This window comes from Pseudomonas sp. TUM22785, assembly GCF_028198105.1.
GTDB lineage: Bacteria > Pseudomonadota > Gammaproteobacteria > Pseudomonadales > Pseudomonadaceae > Metapseudomonas > Metapseudomonas solani.
The window spans coordinates 4,822,627-4,839,380 of sequence record NZ_CP116239.1; the positions used below are offsets into that span (position 1 = coordinate 4,822,627).

Consider the following 16,754-nt stretch of genomic DNA (forward strand, 5'->3'; position numbering starts at 1 on the left):
GAATCGGAACCCATGAGCCAGATGTTGCAGATGTTCCAGCAGGCCGGTGCGGCGCAGTTCAGCGCCATGATCGGCCAGGTCGCCCCCTACTTCGCCAGCATCGCCCCGCAGTTCGTCGAATTGCGTGCCGGCTACGCCGAGATCACCTTTCCCAAGCGCCGCGAGGTGCTCAACCACATCGGCACCGTGCACGCCATCGCCCTGTGCAACGCCGCCGAGCTGGTGGCCGGCACCATGACCGATGCCTCCATCCCCGCCGGCACCCGCTGGATTCCCCGTGGCATGACGGTGGAGTACCTGGCCAAGGCCAGCGGCGACGTGCGCGCGGTGGCCGATGGCAGCGCGGTGGACTGGTCCGTCCTGGGCGACATCAAGGTGCCGGTGATGGCCTATGTCGGCGACACCGCCGTACTGCGCGCCGAGATCACCATGTACCTGAGCAAGGCTTGAAACACAGAGGCCCGGATCGCTCCGGGCCTCTTTCTTTCATTCATTCACTGCCAGAAGCGCTGTTGGCTGAGGCGACCCCACCAATTCAGCAGCACCCGGTCGACGGCCGCGCTGGCGGCCAGGCCGAAGCGCTCCTGCAGGCTCTTCTTCTCGACGAAGTTGAGCAGGAACAGGTCGGCCTCGCGGGCACGCTCGCCGAGGTATTCGTCGCTGGTCTTCAGCGCGTCCACCAGTTGCTTGTCCAGCGCGGCCATGCCCAGCCAGACCTCGCCGGTGGCCACTTCATCGATGGCCAGTTGTGGGCGGTAGCGGGCGACGAAGTTCTTGAACAGGTCGTGGGTGGTCTCCAGGTCTTCCTGGAACTTCTCCCGGCCCTTCTCGGTGTTCTCGCCGAACACGGTGAGGGTGCGCTTGTACTCGCCAGCGGTGAGCACCTCGAAGTCGACGTCATGCTTCTTCAGCAGGCGGTGCACGTTGGGCAGCTGCGCCACCACGCCGATGGAACCGAGGATGGCGAAGGGCGCGGAGAGCACCTTGTCGCCGATGCAGGCCATCATGTAGCCGCCGCTGGCGGCGACCTTGTCGACGCACACGGTCAGCGGGATGCCCGCCTGGCGGATACGCGCCAGCTGCGAGGAGGCCAGGCCGTAGCTGTGGACCATGCCGCCGCCGCTTTCCAGGCGCAGCACCACCTCGTCGGCCGGGGTGGCCAGGGTCAGCAATGCGGTGATCTCGTGGCGCATCTGCTCGGCGGCCGAGGCCTTGATGTCGCCGTCGAAGTCGAGGACGAAGACCCGGGGCTTCTGCTCGCCGGCCTTCTTCGCCGCCTTGGCGGCCTTGGCCTCGTCCTTGCGCAGGGCCTTGATGCGGTCCTTGTCCAGCAGCGAATGCTCCAGGCGCTCGCGCAGGCCTTTATAGAAGTCGTTGAGCTTGGTCACCACCAACTGGCCGCCACCGGCGCGCCGTCCCCGCCCGCGCACTGCGGCCACCGCCACCAGGACGACCAGGATGGCCACCACCAGCGTTATCGTCTTGACGAGAAAGCTCGCGTAATCGGCTAAGAACTCCACAACACCCCCTTTGGGATCGACTGGCGCCCGCTCTGGCAGGCGCGAAACCGGCCAAGCATACCCGCCCGCGCCGGTCATCCACCAGCGACGGAAAAACCCCTTAATAAATAGCGGGAATGCATTCAAACAAGCGTATGTTTTTTCGTTGACAGCCCCGGAGCTTCCTCATAACCTCGCGAAACTTTCAACGTCCCGGGACGGCAGCGTACGTGGGCAGCATCTACCTGATCCGACATGGCCAGGCTTCATTCGGCGCCGATAACTACGACGTGCTTTCCAGCGTCGGAGTTCGCCAGGCCGAAGTACTGGGCGATCACCTCGCGAGCCTCGGCCTGCGCCTCGATCGTTGCGTCGCGGGCAGCCTGCAACGCCAGCAGCACACCGCCGAAGCCGCCCTGTCGCGCTTCCGCGCCGCCGGCCTGGACGCCCCCGCCGTGGACACCGACCCGGCCTTCAACGAATTCGATGCGGACGCCGTGATCCGCGCGCTGCTGCCCAGCCTGCTGGAGCAGGAGCCCGAAGCCCTGCACATCATGCGCAACGCCCCGCAGAACCGCGCAGAGTTCCAGCGCCTGTTCTCCAAGCTGGTGCTGCGCTGGGTGGCCGGCGACTACGACAACGCTGAACTGCAGAGCTGGCAAGCCTTCCACGACCAGGTCGCGGGCGGGCTGGAGCGGGTGCTGCAACACGCCGAAAGCAAACAGAACATCGCGGTCTTCACCTCCGGCGGTACCATCACCGCCCTGCTCCACTATGTGGCCGGCGTGCCGGCGGACCGCGCATTCGAACTCAACTGGCAGATCGTCAATACTTCGCTCTCACGCCTGAAGTTCCGCGGCAGCGAAGTGGCGCTAGCTTCCTTCAACAGTCATGTGCATCTGGAACTGTTGAAGGCGCCGGAGCTCATCACCTATCGATGAGCACGGCCCACTGCGCCCCAGAAGGGGCGCTAGAAAAACCTGAAAATAAAGGAAAGAGCCATGACCACAGTTGCTGACATCGTCAAAAACATGCAGTCCAAGTTCAACGCCGGTGCCGCCGCTGGCCTGGACCTGGTATTCCAGTTCAACATCGAAGATGGCGACAACCACTACCTGGTCGTCAAGGACGGCACCTGCGACGTACAGCAAGGTGATGCCCCGAACCCGAACGTCACCCTGATCATGTCCACCGAAACCCTGGTTGGCATCATGACCGGCGAAACCGACGGCATGCAGGCCTTCATGGGCGGCAAACTGCGCGCCGAAGGCGACATGATGCTCGCCATGAAGCTCGGCGAGCTCTTCCCGGTCTAAGCTTCGAGCTGACCAGGAACAGAGAAAACCGGAGTCCCAGGGCTCCGGTTTTTTTTCGCCCGGCGCAGGTGAATCCGGGCTAATCAGGCAGTTTGATTGTGCTGCAACACGCCTGCCTATAACGGCCCTTCGCCCTTGTGACGCCATCCGGGCGGCATTAGATTAGCGAATAGTCTCGGGCCCTCATCATAAGTAGAAGGGATAAGCATGACGCTTACTGATCAGTCCACCCGCATCCGCGAAGGCGAAGAGCTCGACGCCGCGGCCATCGATCCTTACCTCAAGGCCAACATCCCCGGCCTGACCGGTACGCCGCGCATCAGCCAGTTTCCCGGGGGTGCCTCGAACCTGACCTACCTGCTGGAATACCCGGAGCGCGAGTTCGTCCTGCGTCGCCCGCCCTTCGGCCACAAGGCCAAGTCCGCCCATGACATGGGCCGCGAGTTCCGCATCCTCAACCAGCTCAACGACGGCTTCCCCTACTGCCCGAAAGCCTATGTGCACTGCACCGACGAGTCGGTGATCGGTGCCGAGTTCTACGTGATGGACCGGGTCAAGGGCGTGATCCTGCGGGCCGACGTGCCGGCCGAGCTGGGCCTCGACGAAGCCAAGACCCGCGCGCTGTGCAAGAGCTTCATCGACAAGTTCGTCGAGCTGCACAACGTCGACTACAACGCCTGCGGCCTGGGTGACCTGGGCAAGCCGGAAGGCTATGTGCAGCGCCAGATCTCCGGCTGGAGCGACCGCTACGAGAAAGCCCTGACCCCCGACGCCCCCACCTGGGAGCCGGTCAAGGCCTGGCTGCGCGAGAAGATGCCCGCCGACCACCACAAGCCGGCGATCGTGCACAACGACTACCGCTTCGACAACGTGATCCTCGACCCGGCCAACCCGATGAACATCATCGGCGTGCTCGACTGGGAGCTGACCACCATCGGCGACCCGCTGATGGACCTGGGCAACACCCTCGCCTACTGGATCGAAGCCGCCGACCCGGCGCCGGTGCAACTGATGCGCCGCCAGCCCAGCCACCTGCCGGGCATGCTGAGCCGCCAGGAGTTCGCCGACTACTACGCCGAGCGCGCCGGCCTGCCGCCGATCACCAACCTCGACTTCTACTACACCTACGGCCTGTTCCGCCTGGCCGGCATCGTGCAGCAGATCTACTACCGCTTCTTCCACGGCCAGACCCAGGACAAGCGCTTCGCACAGTTCATCCACATGAACAAGTTGCTGGAGCAGATGAGCCTGCAGGTCATCGGCAAATCACGGCTGTAACACGGCTCACAACAAGGGGAACCCCATGTCCAAGACCCACCTGTTCGACCTCGACGGCAAGATCGCCTTCGTATCCGGCGCCAGCCGTGGCATCGGCGAGGCCATCGCCAAGCTGCTGGCCCAGCAGGGCGCCCACGTGATCGTCTCCAGCCGCAAGATCGACGGCTGCCAGGCCGTCGCCGACGCCATCGTCGCCGAGGGTGGCAAGGCCACCGCCATCGCCTGCCACATCGGCGAGATGGAGCAGATCCAGAGCGTCTTCGCGCAGATCCGCGAGCAATTCGGCCGCCTCGACATCCTGGTCAACAACGCCGCCACCAACCCGCAGTTCTGCAACGTGCTGGACACCGACCTGTCGGCCTTCCAGAAGACCGTCGACGTGAACATCCGCGGCTACTACTTCATGTCCATCGAAGGCGGCAAGCTGATGAAGCAGAACGGTGGTGGCAGCATCATCAACGTCGCCTCCATCAACGGCGTTTCCCCGGGCGAGTTCCAGGGCATCTACTCGGTGACCAAGGCTGCCGTGATCAGCATGACCAAGGTCTTCGCCAAGGAATGCGCGCAGTTCGGCATCCGCTGCAACGCCCTGCTGCCGGGCCTGACCGACACCAAGTTCGCCTCGGCCCTGACCAAGAACGACGCCATCCTCAACGTCGCCCTGCAGCGCATCCCGCTGAAGCGCGTGGCTGACCCGAGTGAAATGGCCGGCACCGTGCTCTACCTCGCCAGCGACGCCTCCAGCTACACCACCGGCGTGGCGCTGAACGTGGACGGCGGCTTCCTCTCCTGAGAAAACCCCGCCCATGAAAAAGGGAGCCTGAATGGCTCCCTTTTTCTTTTCCGCATCCGGCCGCCCTTATGGGGCTCTGGGCAACCTGCAGGTTGGGCTGAGGCACGAAGCCCAACGCAGCGAAGCCGACCCATGCACGCTGGGCCTGGCTGCGCTCGGCGCCAACCTACGCGATCAGCGCCAGTCCTTGAGCGCCTGGGTGGCGACCGGGTTGAGTGGCTGGGCCAGCAAACCGGTGGGCGAGAGGCTGACGGAGTAGACCGCGCCGTCGGCCATGGGCAGGTAGGTCACCCGCTGCGCCTGGGGGTCGAACAGGAACAGGTCGCGCTGGTTGAGCCGCAGCCAGCGCCACAGGTCGATGCCATAGGGGCTGGCGGCCAGTTCGGCTTCGGCGTGCTGGGCCAGCTGCTGTTCCTCGATGGCGAGGAAGCGCCCGGAGAGCTTCTCCAGGCGGTAGCCCGGCTGCAGGCCGATCAGCTCGGCCAGGCCCTTGAGGCGGAAGATCCGCGCATCCAGCTGCCACAGGTCGCCATCCAGCAACACCGTGCGCTCGTTACCGCCTTCGAGCAGGGTCACTTCGTAGCGCTGCGGGCCCAGGGCCTTGAAGTTGAGGGTGACGATGGGCTTGTCGGGGTGCAGGGGCTCGTAGCGGGTCAGGTCCCAGGCCACGGTGCCCACCAGCAGCGCCAGGGCGAGGAAGCCCAGGCCGAGGGTGCCGCGCAACCAACCGAGGAACCAGCTGCGATCGAAGAGGATGCGCGCGGCCACAACCGCGGCAAGCAGAGCCAGCAGGGCGATGCCCCAGGCCAGGCCGTCATACTGCATGGAACCCTTTCCTTCTGTGCAAAATAGCCGGCATTATGCGGACCTCCCGGCGCAGCGACCAGTTGCCGCGCTGCGCAATCGGACACAGATCGAGCATTTATGCCCTTCCCTCTCGACTTCGCCGTCGACCCCGTCACCCTTCTGGTGCTGGCGGCGGTCGCGTTCCTCGCCGGTTTCATCGACGCCATCGCCGGCGGTGGCGGCCTGCTGACCATCCCCGCCCTGCTCACCGCCGGGCTGCCGCCGCACCTGGTACTGGGCACCAACAAGCTGTGCGCCACCTTCGGCTCGGCCACCGCCAGCTATACCTTCTACCGACGCAAGCTGTTCGAGCCGGCCAAGTGGCGCAGCGCGCTGATCGCCACCGCCCTGGGCGCGGCCATAGGCGCGGTGATCGCCCACTGGCTGCCGGCCCACTGGCTGAACCAGATGCTTCCCGCCGTGGTGTTCGGCTGCGGCCTGTACCTGCTGTTCGGCAAGGTGCCGGACGCCCAGCACGCCGTCGACGCGCCCATTCCCCGTGGCCGCCAATGGCCCCAGGGATTGGGCCTGGGCTTCTACGATGGCGTCGCCGGCCCCGGCACCGGCGCCTTCTGGACCGTCAGCAGCCTGCTGATGTACCCCCTCGACCTGGTGCGTGCCAGCGGTGTGGCGCGGACGATGAACTTCGTCAGCAACGGCGTCGCCCTTGCGGTTTTCGTGGTGGGTGGCCAGGTGGCCTGGCTACTGGGCATCTGCATGGGCATCGCGCTGATGGCGGGCGCCTTCCTCGGCGCGCGCACGGCCATCAGCGGCGGGGCGAAGTTCATCCGCCCGGTGTTCATCTGCGTGGTGTTGGCGCTGACCGCGCGGCTAGCCTGGCAGCACTGGTTCTGAGTGACCCAGGCGGCGCGCCAGGTAGAGGTCGATCAGGTAGCGCGCGATGGACTTGCTCGCCGGCAGCGGCGGCAGGTCGTGGATGGAGAACCACTGGGCGTCTTCGATCTCGCCCGGCTGCGGGACGATATCGCCGCTGACGTATTCGGCGTGGAAGCCGAGCATCAGCGAATGGGGGAAGGGCCAGTTCTGGCTGGCGATGTACTGCGGCATGGCGATTTCCACGCCGACTTCCTCGCGCACTTCACGCGCCACGCACTGCTCCACCGACTCGCCCGGCTCGACGAAACCGGCCAGGGTGCTGTAGACGCCGCTGACGAAGCGCGGCGAGCGCGCCAGCAGCAACTCGTCACCGCGGGTCACCAGCACGATCATGCTCGGCGACAGGCGCGGGTAATGGTGCACGCCGCAGCTTTCGCAGTGCATGGCCCGCTCACCGGCGACCTGGCGCATGCGCGCGCCACAGCTGCCGCAGAAGCGCTGCTGGTCGGCCCAGGTGCCGATCTGGGTGGCGAAGCCGAGCATGCGGAAGGTGTCCGGGTCGCCCTGCATCATCAATTGGCGCAAACCGACCCAGGCGCTGCCGGGCACATCGGCGGTGCTCGCCAGTTCCAGCAGGTAGATTTCATCGCCATCGAAGTGGCCGATGCCGTGTTCGGAAAGGATCGGCAGGTCCTGGCGCTTCAACCATTCCCGGGGGAACAGCACGCCATTGCCGTCGGCGAGGAACTGCTGGCGGCAGTGGGCCAGGGCCCAGCCACCGGCGCGGCTGGCATCGAGCAGGCTGGGCTGCCAGCGTTCGGTGGCCATCAGGCCGCCACCGACAGGCCCAGTGCGCGGACGCTTTCAGCGGCCAGGTCGAGCACGCTCGGCTGGGCATCGGGGCGCAGCACGCCGCCGCCTTCGAGGTAGTACTCGAGGCTGGTGAGGGCGTCGGCCAGGGTTTCCAGCAGTTGCTCGGAGGGCATCTGCGGCGCTTCGATCATGTCTTTCTGGATGAAGTCGCCACAGGCGCCTACCAGCAACGCCGCGCGCTCCTGGCCGAGGAACCAGAGGCCGCCACGCACGGCTTGCAGGGTCAGGGGCACGTTGGCCAGGTGCAGCTTGTCGCCATTGGATTCGAGGTACGCGGTGATGGCGCGCTTGGCCATGGCCAGGCCGGCCTGGGCTTCGTCGATGACCACGATGCGCGCTTCGGTCAGTTGGTGCTGGGCGAAGGACTCCGATTCGGTCATCGCCTGGGCCGCCGCCTGGCGGTTCTCGCGACGCTCGCCACGCTCGAGGTCGGCCACCATGCTTTCGACATAGAGCACGGCATCGGCCAGCTTGTGCAGGGATTCGGGGGCGGCCGGCGATTGCTCGCTCCAGCCAGCGACCACCGGCAGCTGCGCATGCAGGGCGTTGGCGGCGGAAGTCTGGCCGACCATGCCGAGGGTCTTGGCCAGCTTGCCCAGCAGGGCGTGCAGGCTGCCGAAGCTTTCCACCTGGGCGGTGCCGCGTTCGATCAGGTCGAGCACGTCCTTGACGCTGGCCAGCTCCTCGCGGATGGCCGAGGACAGGGAGCGCATCACGGCCTGGCCCGGGCCGGCCAGACGCTGGTATTCCTCTTCCAGCAGGTGGTCGGTGAAGGGCAGCGCGGTCATGCCGAAGACGCTACGCAGCTCACTGGCACGCGGCCCCTGGCTATCGGCCAGGGCAACGAGGTAGAGCAGTTCCTTTTGCAGGTTGCGCGGCGCTTCGTAGAGCTCATTGGCGAGCAGTTGCTTGAGCTCGCGGTCGATGCGCGAGAACAGCTGCTTTCGAGCCTTGCGCGGCAGCAGCTGGCCGTCCAGCACCGCTTCCACGGCGGCGGCGCCGATCCAGCACAGGCGCGCACGTGGGTCGATGGCGTAGAGGCTGTCGAGGCGACCGAGGGCGCGGCCCATCAGCTTGAGGCTGGCCTGGGGGTTCTGTTCACGGATGAAGCCGAGCAGGCCCACCTGGTACATCTGCCGCAAGCGACGAGCCAGGAGGTCCTGGGCGCCGGTCTCGGGGAGGTTGGCGGCAGCAGGCACACGCGCCTGGTCCAGGCGCACGCTGAAGAAGAAGCTCTCCGGCAGGGCCGGCTGGTTGGCGGCCTGGCGCAGGTCGTTGATCGCCGGCAGCAACAGCTCGGGCATTTCCTGGCGGTGGGCGTCGACGTTTTCCAGATAGCGGCGCAGCACGTAAAGCGCATTGGCGAGCGCGGCCAGCTGGCTGTCGCGCTCTTCACCGGCCCCGGCCGGGATGTCGGTCGCCTGGTCCAGGACTTCCTGGGCCAGCAGCTCGGCGCCGGTGAGTTCGATGAGGTTGAGGGTGCCGCGCACCTGCTGCAGGCTTTCCACAGCCTGTTGCAGCAGGCTGCCGTTCTCGCGTTCGACGATGAACTGCTCGAGGCTCTGTTCGGCCTGTTCGATAGTGGCGAACAGCTCGTCGCGCACCAGGCTCAGGGAAGTGGCTCCAGTGACCATGCGTCTAGCGCGCCTCCCGCGCGGAGTTCTCGTACAGCATCAGTCGGCGAATTCCGGCTTCTGTTTGTTCATATGGGCGGCCATGGCCACACGCAGGTCGGCGGACTGCAGCATCGCTGCGTTCCAGGTGGCGATGTATTCCAGGCCATCGTCCACGCGGTGGTCGCGCATGTAGCGAATCATTTCCTTGGTACCGCGCACGGCGACCGGCGACTTGGCGGCGATCTCGCGCGCCAGGGCGAAGACGCCTTCCAGCAGCGCATCGCGGTCGGCGTAGGTGCGGTTGACCAGGCCGATGGCACGGGCTTCCTCGCCATCGATGGTGCGACCGGTGAAGGCCAGCTCACGCATCATGCCGTCGCCGATGATGCGCGGCAGGCGTTGCAGGGTGCCGACGTCAGCGGCCATGCCGATGTCGATCTCCTTGATGGAGAACTGCGCATCGGGGGTGGCGTAACGCATGTCGCAGGCGGAGATCAGGTCGATGGCGCCACCCAGGCAGTAGCCCTGGATGGCGGCGAGCACCGGCTTGCTGCAGTTGTCCACGGCATTGAACGAGGCCTGCAGCTCGAGGATCTTGCGGCGCAGGGTCTGGGCGTTGCGGCCCACGTCCTTGCCCAGCTGGGTGCCGACCGACGCCAGCAGCATGAGGTCGATGCCCGAGGAGAAGTGCTTGCCGGCACCGGACAGCACCACCACGCGGACTTCATCGGTTTCGTCGATCCAACGGAAGATATCGATGATTTCCGTCCAGAAATCGGCGTTCATCGCGTTGATCTTTTCGGGGCGATTGATCTCGACATGGGCAATCTTGTCTGTCAGCTCTACACGAAAAGCTTTGTAGTCGGACACCGTCGCGATCCTCGCCAGTTCTGCTGCTGGCATGCGTGAAAATTCTTGGGGAATAAACCCCGCAACTATAACAAGCGCGGGTGAAAAGTCGAAGACGGCCTCTGTGATGCAGGACACGCCATGGCAGATAGAAGCCGCTTGCAACGGGGCTCAGAGGCGCGTGGCCAGGGCATCACGGTGCACCCGGTTGCGCCATTGCCGCCAGGTGTAGAGCGGAATGCCGGCCATGAGCACGAGGAAGCCCCAGAAGATCGCCTGCTCGCCGGTGCCGTACAGCGCCCAGATCGAGTAGACGAAGCCGAGCACGCCGATGGCCACCAGCCGACCGCGTTCGCGCGCGGAGAAATCCCCCGGCTGCACCGCCAGCTGCTGCAGCAACGCCGCCGTACAGAAGGCGTAGGGCACGACGCCGGTCATGGTGCCGAGCAGGATGATCACGTTGAACACGTCCACCAGGTCGCCACGCCCGTCCACCAGCACCAGCGCGGTGACCAGGACGCCGGAAATCAGCAGGCCGTTGGCCGGCACATCGTATTTGTTGGTCTTGGCCAGGGACTCGGGCAGCAGCCCGTCGCGCGCGGTGGCCATGGGGATCTGCCCCTGCAGCAGCACCCAGCCGTTGAGCGCGCCCAGGCAGGCGATCACCGCGCCAGCGGCCACCAGGTGGTAGCCCCAGTCGCCGATGAGCACCCGCGCCGCATCGGCGAAGGGCGCGGTGGAGCGCATCAGCACCTCGGGCGGCAGCACGCCCTGCACCGCCGTGATGGAGAGGATGTAGACGGCGGCGGCGACCAGGGTGCCAAACACCGTGGCGCGGGGAATGGTGCGCTTGGGGTCGCGTACGTGGTCCGCCGGCACGGTCGCCGACTCCAGGCCGATGAAGGACCAGAGGGTGAGCGCCGCGGTGGTGGCGATGGCCTTGGCGTAGCCGCCGGAGCCCGAAGGCAGCTCACTGACCTCGGGGATGCGCAGGTATTCCGGGTGGAAGGAGAACCAGCCGAGGATGCCCACCAGCAGCAGCGGGATCAGCTTGAGGGCGGTGAGGATGTTCTGCGCCAGGCCGAAGGCGCCGATGCCACGCAGGTTGATCAGGGTGCACAGCCAGATGGCGCCGATGGCGGTGGTCACCGTCAGCACCGGGTCGCGCAGGGCGGGGAAGAACACCTGCAGGTAGCCCACCAGGGTCACCGAGATGGCGGCGTTGCCGATCCACGCGGCCTTCCAGTAGGTCCAGGCGCAGAGGTAGCCGGCGAAGGCGCCGAAACCGTCACGGGTATAGGCGTAGGGCCCGCCGGCTGCGGGGTTGAGCCGGGCCAGGCGAGCGAAGGTCAGCGCCAGGATCACCGCCCCGGTGCTGGAGATGAGCCAGCCGAACAGGCTCAGCCCGCCATAAGCGGCGAGGCTGGAGGGCAGCAGGAAGACCCCCGAGCCGATCATGTTGCCCACCACCAGCGCGGTGCAGGTCCAGAACCCCATGGTGCCGGACCTGCCCGCCGGTTTCTGCTCGCTCATCGCGCCCCCGGCTCGTCACTCCCTTATGCAATCAACGGTATAGCAGCGCCCCATTGGGCTGTCGTCGTGCTGCAGGCCGTGGACATCGGAATCGAAGCCGGGGAAGGCGCTGTCGAAGGTCCGGGCGAAGGCCAGGTAGTCGATGATCGAGCGGGTCTGCGCGGTGAAGCGCTCTCCCGGCATGATCAACGGGATGCCCGGCGGGTACGGCACCAGCATCACCGCGGCGATGCGCCCTTGCAGCTGCTCGATGGGCACCGCCTCGACCTCGCCGCGCACCAGCTTGTCATAGGCCTCCGACGGCTTGATGGCCAGCTCCGGCAGCGCGGTGTACATGCGCCGCATGGCCTTGGCCGTGGCGTTGTCGCGGTAGCAGGCGTGCAACTGGTCGCAGAGGTCGCGCAGGCCCAACCCCTGGTAGCGGGCGGCATCGGCCCGGGCCACCGAGGGCAGTGCACTGGTCAGCGGGGTGTTGGCGTCGTAGGAGCGCTTGAACTCCAGCAGCTCGGTGAGCAGGGTGCTCCATTTACCCTTGGTGATGCCCATGGAGAACAGCACGAGGAAGGAGTAGAGGCCGGTCTTCTCCACCACCAGGCCACGCTCCCAGAGGAACTTGCCGACCACCGCCGCCGGGATGCCCTGCTCGCCGAGCTTGCCGTCGGCACTGAGCCCGGGGGTGACCAGGGTGACCTTGATCGGGTCGAGCAACACGTAGTCGTCCGCCACCTCGCCGAAGCCGTGCCAGTCGGCGCCGGGCTCCAGCACCCAGTCGCCGGTGGCCACCGCCTCGGCGCCTTCCACCTGGGGCGGCTCCCAGATATCGAACCACCAGTCCTTGGCATCCAGGGTCTGCCAGACGTTGGCCAGGGCACGGCGGAAGCTCAGGGCCTCGTCGAAGGTTTCCTGGATCAACGAGCGCCCGGCGGGGCCTTCCATCATCGCCGAGGCGACGTCCAGCGAGGCGATGATGCCGTACTGGGGCGAAGTGGAGATGTGCATCATGAACGCCTCGTTGAAGCGGTCACGGTCCAGCTGGCGGGCGCCGCCGTCCTGCACATGGATCATCGAGGCCTGGCTGAAGGCCGCCAGCAGCTTGTGGGTGGAGTGGGTGGTGAACACCAGCGGGCCCTCTTCGCTGCGCGCCGTGCCCATGCCGTAGCGGCCGTCGTAGAACTCGTGGAAGGCGGCGTAGGCGTACCAGGCCTCGTCGAAGTGCAGCACCTCAACGGTGTCACCCAGCGCCTGCTTGATCAGCTCGGCGTTGTAGCAGAGGCCGTCGTAGGTGGAGTTGGTCACCACCGCCAGCTTGACCTTGGGCGCGCGGCCCCGGGCCAGTGGGCTGGCGTCGATCTTGGCCTGGATGGATTCGCGACTGAACTCGCTCAGGGGGATGGGCCCGATGATGCCCAGCTCGTTGCGCTCGGGGCTCAGGTAGAGCGGGATGGCGCCGGTCATGATGATCGAGTGGAGGATCGACTTGTGGCAGTTGCGGTCCACCAGCACCAGGTCGTCGCGGGCGACCATGGAGTGCCAGACGATCTTGTTCGCGGTGGAGGTGCCATTGATCACGAAGAAGGTGTGGTCGGCGCCGAAGTTGCGCGCGGCGCGGGCCTCGGCTTCCGCCAGGGGGCCGGTGTGGTCCAGCAGCGAGCCCAGCTCGGGCACCGAGACGGAGAGGTCCGAACGCAGGGTGTTTTCGCCGAAGAACTGGTGGAAGGCCTGCCCCACCGGGCTCTTGCGGTAGGCGACGCCACCGCCGTGACCGGGCGTGTGCCAGGAGTAGTTGGATTGCGCGGTGTGCTCCACCAGGGCACGGAAGAACGGCGGCAGCAGGCCTTCGAGGTAGTTGCGCGCGGCGCGGGCGACCTGGCGGGCGAGGAAGGGCACGGTGTCTTCGAAGAGGTAGAGCAGGCCCCGCAGCTGGTTGAGGTCGGCCATGGCTTCTGCCGGGGCGTTCTCGATGGTCACCTGCTCGCCCAGGGCGAAGATCGGCAGTTGCGGTGCGCGCACCCGGGCCACGCGGATCAGCTCGACCACGTCCTGCAGCAGGCGCTGGTTCTCGCCCGCCCCTTCGGCGGCGACGAGGATGCAGGCCAGGCCGTGGTGGGTGGAGGCGACGATGCGCCCTTCGGCGGAACTGGCGGTGGAGAGGATGACGAAACCGTCCTGCTCCAGTTCGCGGGCGATGCCGCGCACGCGATCACCGGCGACCGTATCGGCCTTGATGTCGCGGTGGACGATGAGGATGGGGAACTTCAGGTCTTTGTACATGCAGGCTTCCCGAGGGCGGCGGGGTCGGTCCCGCCTGTGCCCTCAGGGTAGAAGCTCACCGGAGTCGACGGAACCCCGGTTGCCCCAGCCTGTACGAAAAGGTCGCGCCTCTGGAATTCGGCCGACTCAGGCTTCCGGCGTGGCCGGCTGCTCCATCTGCACCCAGAGCGCCGGGGCGCCGGCGGCCTTCTCGATCACGCCCATGCGCACCTTGTGGGCTGCGATCTCCTCCTCGGTTGCGAGGAGCACGCGGCCCGGTGCACGGCCGCTGATGCGACGGATCGGGCTGGCCACGGGGCGGCCACCGCCATCGTCGGCACCCTCGCCCGCCAGGGACAGGTTGGTCTGGCCACCGGTCATCGCCAGGTAGACGTCGGCGAGGATCTCGGCGTCGAGCAGTGCGCCGTGGAGGTCGCGGCCGGAGTTGTCGACGTCATAGCGCTTGCACAGGGCGTCCAGGCTGTTGCGCTGGCCCGGGTGGCGCTCGCGGGCCATCATCAGGGTGTCGAGCACGCCGCAGTGTTCGGCGATGTCGGAGCGATCGCTCTGGCCCAGCAGGGCGAACTCGTTGTTGATGAAGCCGATGTCGAACGCCGCGTTGTGGATGATCAGCTCGGCGCCCTTGATGAATTCGAAGAATTCGTCGGCGATGTCCTTGAAGCGCGGCTTGCCCACCAGGAATTCGTTGGTGATGCCGTGGACCGCGATGGCGCCCTCGTCCACTTCACGATCGGGCTGCAGGTAATAGTGGAAGTGACGCCCCGTGAGGCGGCGGCCATCCAGCTCGACGCAGCCGATCTCGATGATGCGGTGAGCATCGGTCACCGGCATGCCGGTGGTTTCGGTATCCAGTACTACATAACGCATGTTCGGGCCCGTGAATGAGTGGCTCTATATATAAAAGGAAGAACGCCGCAGGCGGCATTCTAGCGGGCGTTCAGCTCACTGACACCCCGGTTGGCCAACTGGTCGGCGCGCTCGTTGCCCGGGTGGCCAGTATGGCCGCGGACCCACTGCCATTCCACTTCGTGGCGGTTCACCTGCTCGTCGAGCATCTGCCACAGGTCGGCGTTCTTCACCGGCTGCTTGGCGGCGGTCTTCCAGCCGCGCTTCTTCCAGTTGGGCATCCATTCGCGGATGCCGCGCATCACGTACTCGGAGTCGGTCACCAGGCGCACCTTGCACGACCGCTTGAGCTCGGCCAGGCCACTGATGGCGGCCATCAGCTCCATGCGGTTGTTGGTGGTATCGCGCTCGCCACCCCAGAGCTCGCGCTCGACGCCCTTGTAGACGAGCAATACGCCCCAGCCACCGGGACCGGGGTTACCCTTGCAGGCGCCGTCGGTGTACATCTCGACTTGATCGGTCACTTAAGCCTCGTGTTTCGAATCGCGCCGGCTGACCTTGGCCACCGGCATCGGCACCAGCTTGCCCATGGGCTCGCGTCGGGCCGGACGCAGCGGGCGCAGGCCGACCACCAGCTTGCGCGCCACCAATAGATAGAAGCCGGCACCGAACCATTGCCCGGCACCGCCCCACCGCTCCAGCCGTGCCAGGCGCGTTTGCCAGGCTGCCGAAGCGAGCGGCGGACGATAGCACCCGAAGCGGCGTTTCTCCAGCGCGAAGCCCAGCAGGTTGAGCCAGTCGGCAACCCGTGTCGGCGAGATGCAGCGGGCCTTGCCCAGGGCATCACCGGCGAAGTAGTGACGCAGGCCCCAGGGGCTCCAGGGGTTGACCCCGACGATCAGCAGGTGCCCGCCGGGCCGCACGCTGCGCGCGGCTTCACGCAACAGGCCATGGGGCGACAGGCAGAAGTCCAGCCCGTGCTGCAGCACCACCACATCGGCGGCGTGTTCGCTGAGCGGCCAGGCATTTTCCTCGCAGACAATCTCGACGCCGGACAGCGGCGCGCCCAGGTGCACGCTGCGCTGGATCTGCTTCGCGCCCGGCGGCAGCTCGGCGCGCGGGCCGTAGTGCACCAGGTAGCCACCGAAGTAGCGCGCCAGTTCGTCCTCCAGCAGGCGCTGTTCCTCGAACAGCATCAGGCCACCGAGCGGCCCTTCGAACCAGGCGCGGGCATCATCGATCAGCTCGATCCAGGCAGGATCGGCCTGGGCGAAGGCTTGCTCGGTCATGGAAATCTCCTGCATGGGAGCCCTAAGATGCTCCTTTGCGTACTGATTGGCGACCGGATCATGATACAGATCGACCCCTTGCGTGCCTTCTCCGACAACTACATCTGGCTGTTGCAGGATGCGACCGAACGCCGCTGCGCCGTGGTCGACCCGGGCGACGCGACGCCGGTGCTGGCCTGGCTCGACGCCCACCCCGGCTGGACCCTGTCGGACATCCTCATCACCCACCACCACGCCGACCACGTCGGCGGCGTGGAACGCATCAAGGCCGCCACCGGCGCCCGGGTGCTCGGCCCGGCCAACGAGCGCATCCCCGGCCGCGACCTGGCCCTGGATGAAGGCGACGAGGTGCAGGTGCTGGGCCTGTCGTTCCGCGTCATCCATGTGCCCGGCCACACCCTGGGCCACATCGCCTTCTTCCACGCCGACGCCAGCCGCCCCCTGCTGTTCAGCGGCGACACGCTGTTCGCCGCCGGCTGCGGGCGCATGTTCGAAGGCAACCCGGTGGACATGCAGGCCGCCCTCGCCCGCCTCGCCGCGCTGCCCGTGGAAACCCTGGTCTACTGCGCCCACGAATACACCCTGAGCAACCTGCGCTTCGCCCGCGCCGTGGAGCCCGACAACGCCGACATCGCCCAGCGCTTCGAGGCCGTCACCCGGCTGCGCGAGCAGGACGGCATCAGCCTGCCTTCGACCATCGGCCTGGAACGCCTAACCAACCCCTTCCTGCGGGTGAATGAAACATCCGTAAAAGAAATAGCCGACAAGCGGGCCGGCAGCCATAACCCCTCACCCGCACAGGTTTTTGCTGTCATCCGGGCATGGAAAGACAGCTTCTGAAACCCCTGCCAGGTCACAGTTGAGCTGGTGAAAACTTGACCACTCCCGGGTCGGTTCCTAGAATCGCC

17 protein-coding genes are annotated in these 16,754 nt (G+C 66.4%); 7 read left to right on the forward strand and 10 right to left on the reverse strand.

Annotated features, from left to right (window positions below):
• The first annotated feature begins 12 nt into the window (after positions 1–12).
• Positions 13–450 (forward strand): hotdog fold domain-containing protein, encoded by a 438-nt coding sequence (locus PI990_RS21725; RefSeq protein WP_021221781.1) that lies wholly within the window; start codon positions 13–15, stop codon positions 448–450.
• A gap of 44 nt (positions 451–494) precedes the next feature.
• Here PI990_RS21725 and sohB read toward each other — a convergent pair whose 3' ends face one another.
• Positions 495–1,520 carry a protease SohB gene (gene sohB, locus PI990_RS21730; protein ID WP_271658450.1) on the reverse strand — a complete coding sequence of 342 codons (1,026 nt, stop codon included), beginning with the start codon at positions 1,518–1,520 and terminating at the stop codon, positions 495–497.
• A 209-nt stretch (positions 1,521–1,729) separates the two neighbouring features.
• Between sohB and PI990_RS21735 the strand changes: the two genes are divergently transcribed.
• The 4 genes from PI990_RS21735 (at position 1,730) to PI990_RS21750 (ending at position 4,886) form a co-directional block, all read left to right on the forward strand.
• Positions 1,730–2,440 (forward strand): histidine phosphatase family protein, encoded by a 711-nt coding sequence (locus tag PI990_RS21735; protein ID WP_271658451.1) that lies wholly within the window; start codon positions 1,730–1,732, stop codon positions 2,438–2,440.
• 60 nt (positions 2,441–2,500) lie between these two features.
• A complete protein-coding gene (locus tag PI990_RS21740; RefSeq protein ID WP_021221784.1) occupies positions 2,501–2,815 on the forward strand; it encodes an SCP2 sterol-binding domain-containing protein in 315 nt (104 codons plus the stop codon).
• A 207-nt stretch (positions 2,816–3,022) separates the two neighbouring features.
• On the forward strand, positions 3,023–4,093 hold the full coding sequence (locus tag PI990_RS21745) for a phosphotransferase family protein (RefSeq protein WP_021221785.1): 1,071 nt from the start codon (positions 3,023–3,025) through the stop codon (positions 4,091–4,093).
• 25 nt (positions 4,094–4,118) lie between these two features.
• The gene (locus PI990_RS21750; protein ID WP_184488019.1) at positions 4,119–4,886 is read left to right on the forward strand and encodes an SDR family oxidoreductase; all 768 of its coding nucleotides are present in this window, start codon (positions 4,119–4,121) and stop codon (positions 4,884–4,886) included.
• A gap of 174 nt (positions 4,887–5,060) precedes the next feature.
• Here the strand turns inward: PI990_RS21750 and PI990_RS21755 are convergent, their stop codons facing one another.
• On the reverse strand, positions 5,061–5,711 hold the full coding sequence (locus PI990_RS21755; protein WP_021221787.1) for a hypothetical protein: 651 nt from the start codon (positions 5,709–5,711) through the stop codon (positions 5,061–5,063).
• A gap of 99 nt (positions 5,712–5,810) precedes the next feature.
• Between PI990_RS21755 and PI990_RS21760 the strand changes: the two genes are divergently transcribed.
• Positions 5,811–6,587 (forward strand): TSUP family transporter, encoded by a 777-nt coding sequence (locus PI990_RS21760; RefSeq protein ID WP_021221788.1) that lies wholly within the window; start codon positions 5,811–5,813, stop codon positions 6,585–6,587.
• On the opposite strand, the gene nudC is transcribed toward PI990_RS21760, so the two are convergent.
• The 8 genes from nudC to PI990_RS21800 form a co-directional block, all read right to left on the reverse strand.
• Positions 6,564–7,397 carry an NAD(+) diphosphatase gene (nudC, locus tag PI990_RS21765; protein WP_043243317.1) on the reverse strand — a complete coding sequence of 278 codons (834 nt, stop codon included), beginning with the start codon at positions 7,395–7,397 and terminating at the stop codon, positions 6,564–6,566. The two genes, PI990_RS21760 and nudC, sit on opposite strands and share 24 nt — an antisense overlap.
• Positions 7,397–9,076, reverse strand: coding sequence for a hypothetical protein (locus PI990_RS21770; RefSeq protein ID WP_021221790.1), 1,680 nt, complete (start codon positions 9,074–9,076; stop codon positions 7,397–7,399). Before PI990_RS21770 ends, nudC begins: the two co-directional genes overlap by 1 nt.
• Positions 9,077–9,115: 39 nt before the next feature.
• Positions 9,116–9,928, reverse strand: a complete 813-nt coding sequence (locus PI990_RS21775) for a crotonase/enoyl-CoA hydratase family protein (protein ID WP_021221791.1) — start codon at positions 9,926–9,928, stop codon at positions 9,116–9,118.
• 150 nt (positions 9,929–10,078) lie between these two features.
• Positions 10,079–11,440, reverse strand: a complete 1,362-nt coding sequence (locus PI990_RS21780) for an amino acid permease (protein WP_271658452.1) — start codon at positions 11,438–11,440, stop codon at positions 10,079–10,081.
• Between the two features lie 15 nt (positions 11,441–11,455).
• Positions 11,456–13,711, reverse strand: coding sequence for an arginine/lysine/ornithine decarboxylase (locus PI990_RS21785; RefSeq protein ID WP_271658453.1), 2,256 nt, complete (start codon positions 13,709–13,711; stop codon positions 11,456–11,458).
• A gap of 126 nt (positions 13,712–13,837) precedes the next feature.
• The gene (gene dnaQ / locus PI990_RS21790; protein ID WP_184488014.1) at positions 13,838–14,578 is read right to left on the reverse strand and encodes a DNA polymerase III subunit epsilon; all 741 of its coding nucleotides are present in this window, start codon (positions 14,576–14,578) and stop codon (positions 13,838–13,840) included.
• A 59-nt stretch (positions 14,579–14,637) separates the two neighbouring features.
• Positions 14,638–15,063, reverse strand: a complete 426-nt coding sequence (gene rnhA / locus PI990_RS21795) for a ribonuclease HI (protein ID WP_371877105.1) — start codon at positions 15,061–15,063, stop codon at positions 14,638–14,640.
• An 18-nt stretch (positions 15,064–15,081) separates the two neighbouring features.
• A complete protein-coding gene (locus PI990_RS21800; protein ID WP_031288618.1) occupies positions 15,082–15,846 on the reverse strand; it encodes a methyltransferase domain-containing protein in 765 nt (254 codons plus the stop codon).
• A 60-nt stretch (positions 15,847–15,906) separates the two neighbouring features.
• On the opposite strand from PI990_RS21800, the gene gloB reads away from it, so the two are divergent.
• A complete protein-coding gene (gloB, locus tag PI990_RS21805; RefSeq protein WP_271658454.1) occupies positions 15,907–16,686 on the forward strand; it encodes a hydroxyacylglutathione hydrolase in 780 nt (259 codons plus the stop codon).
• Positions 16,687–16,754: the final 68 nt, after the last annotated feature.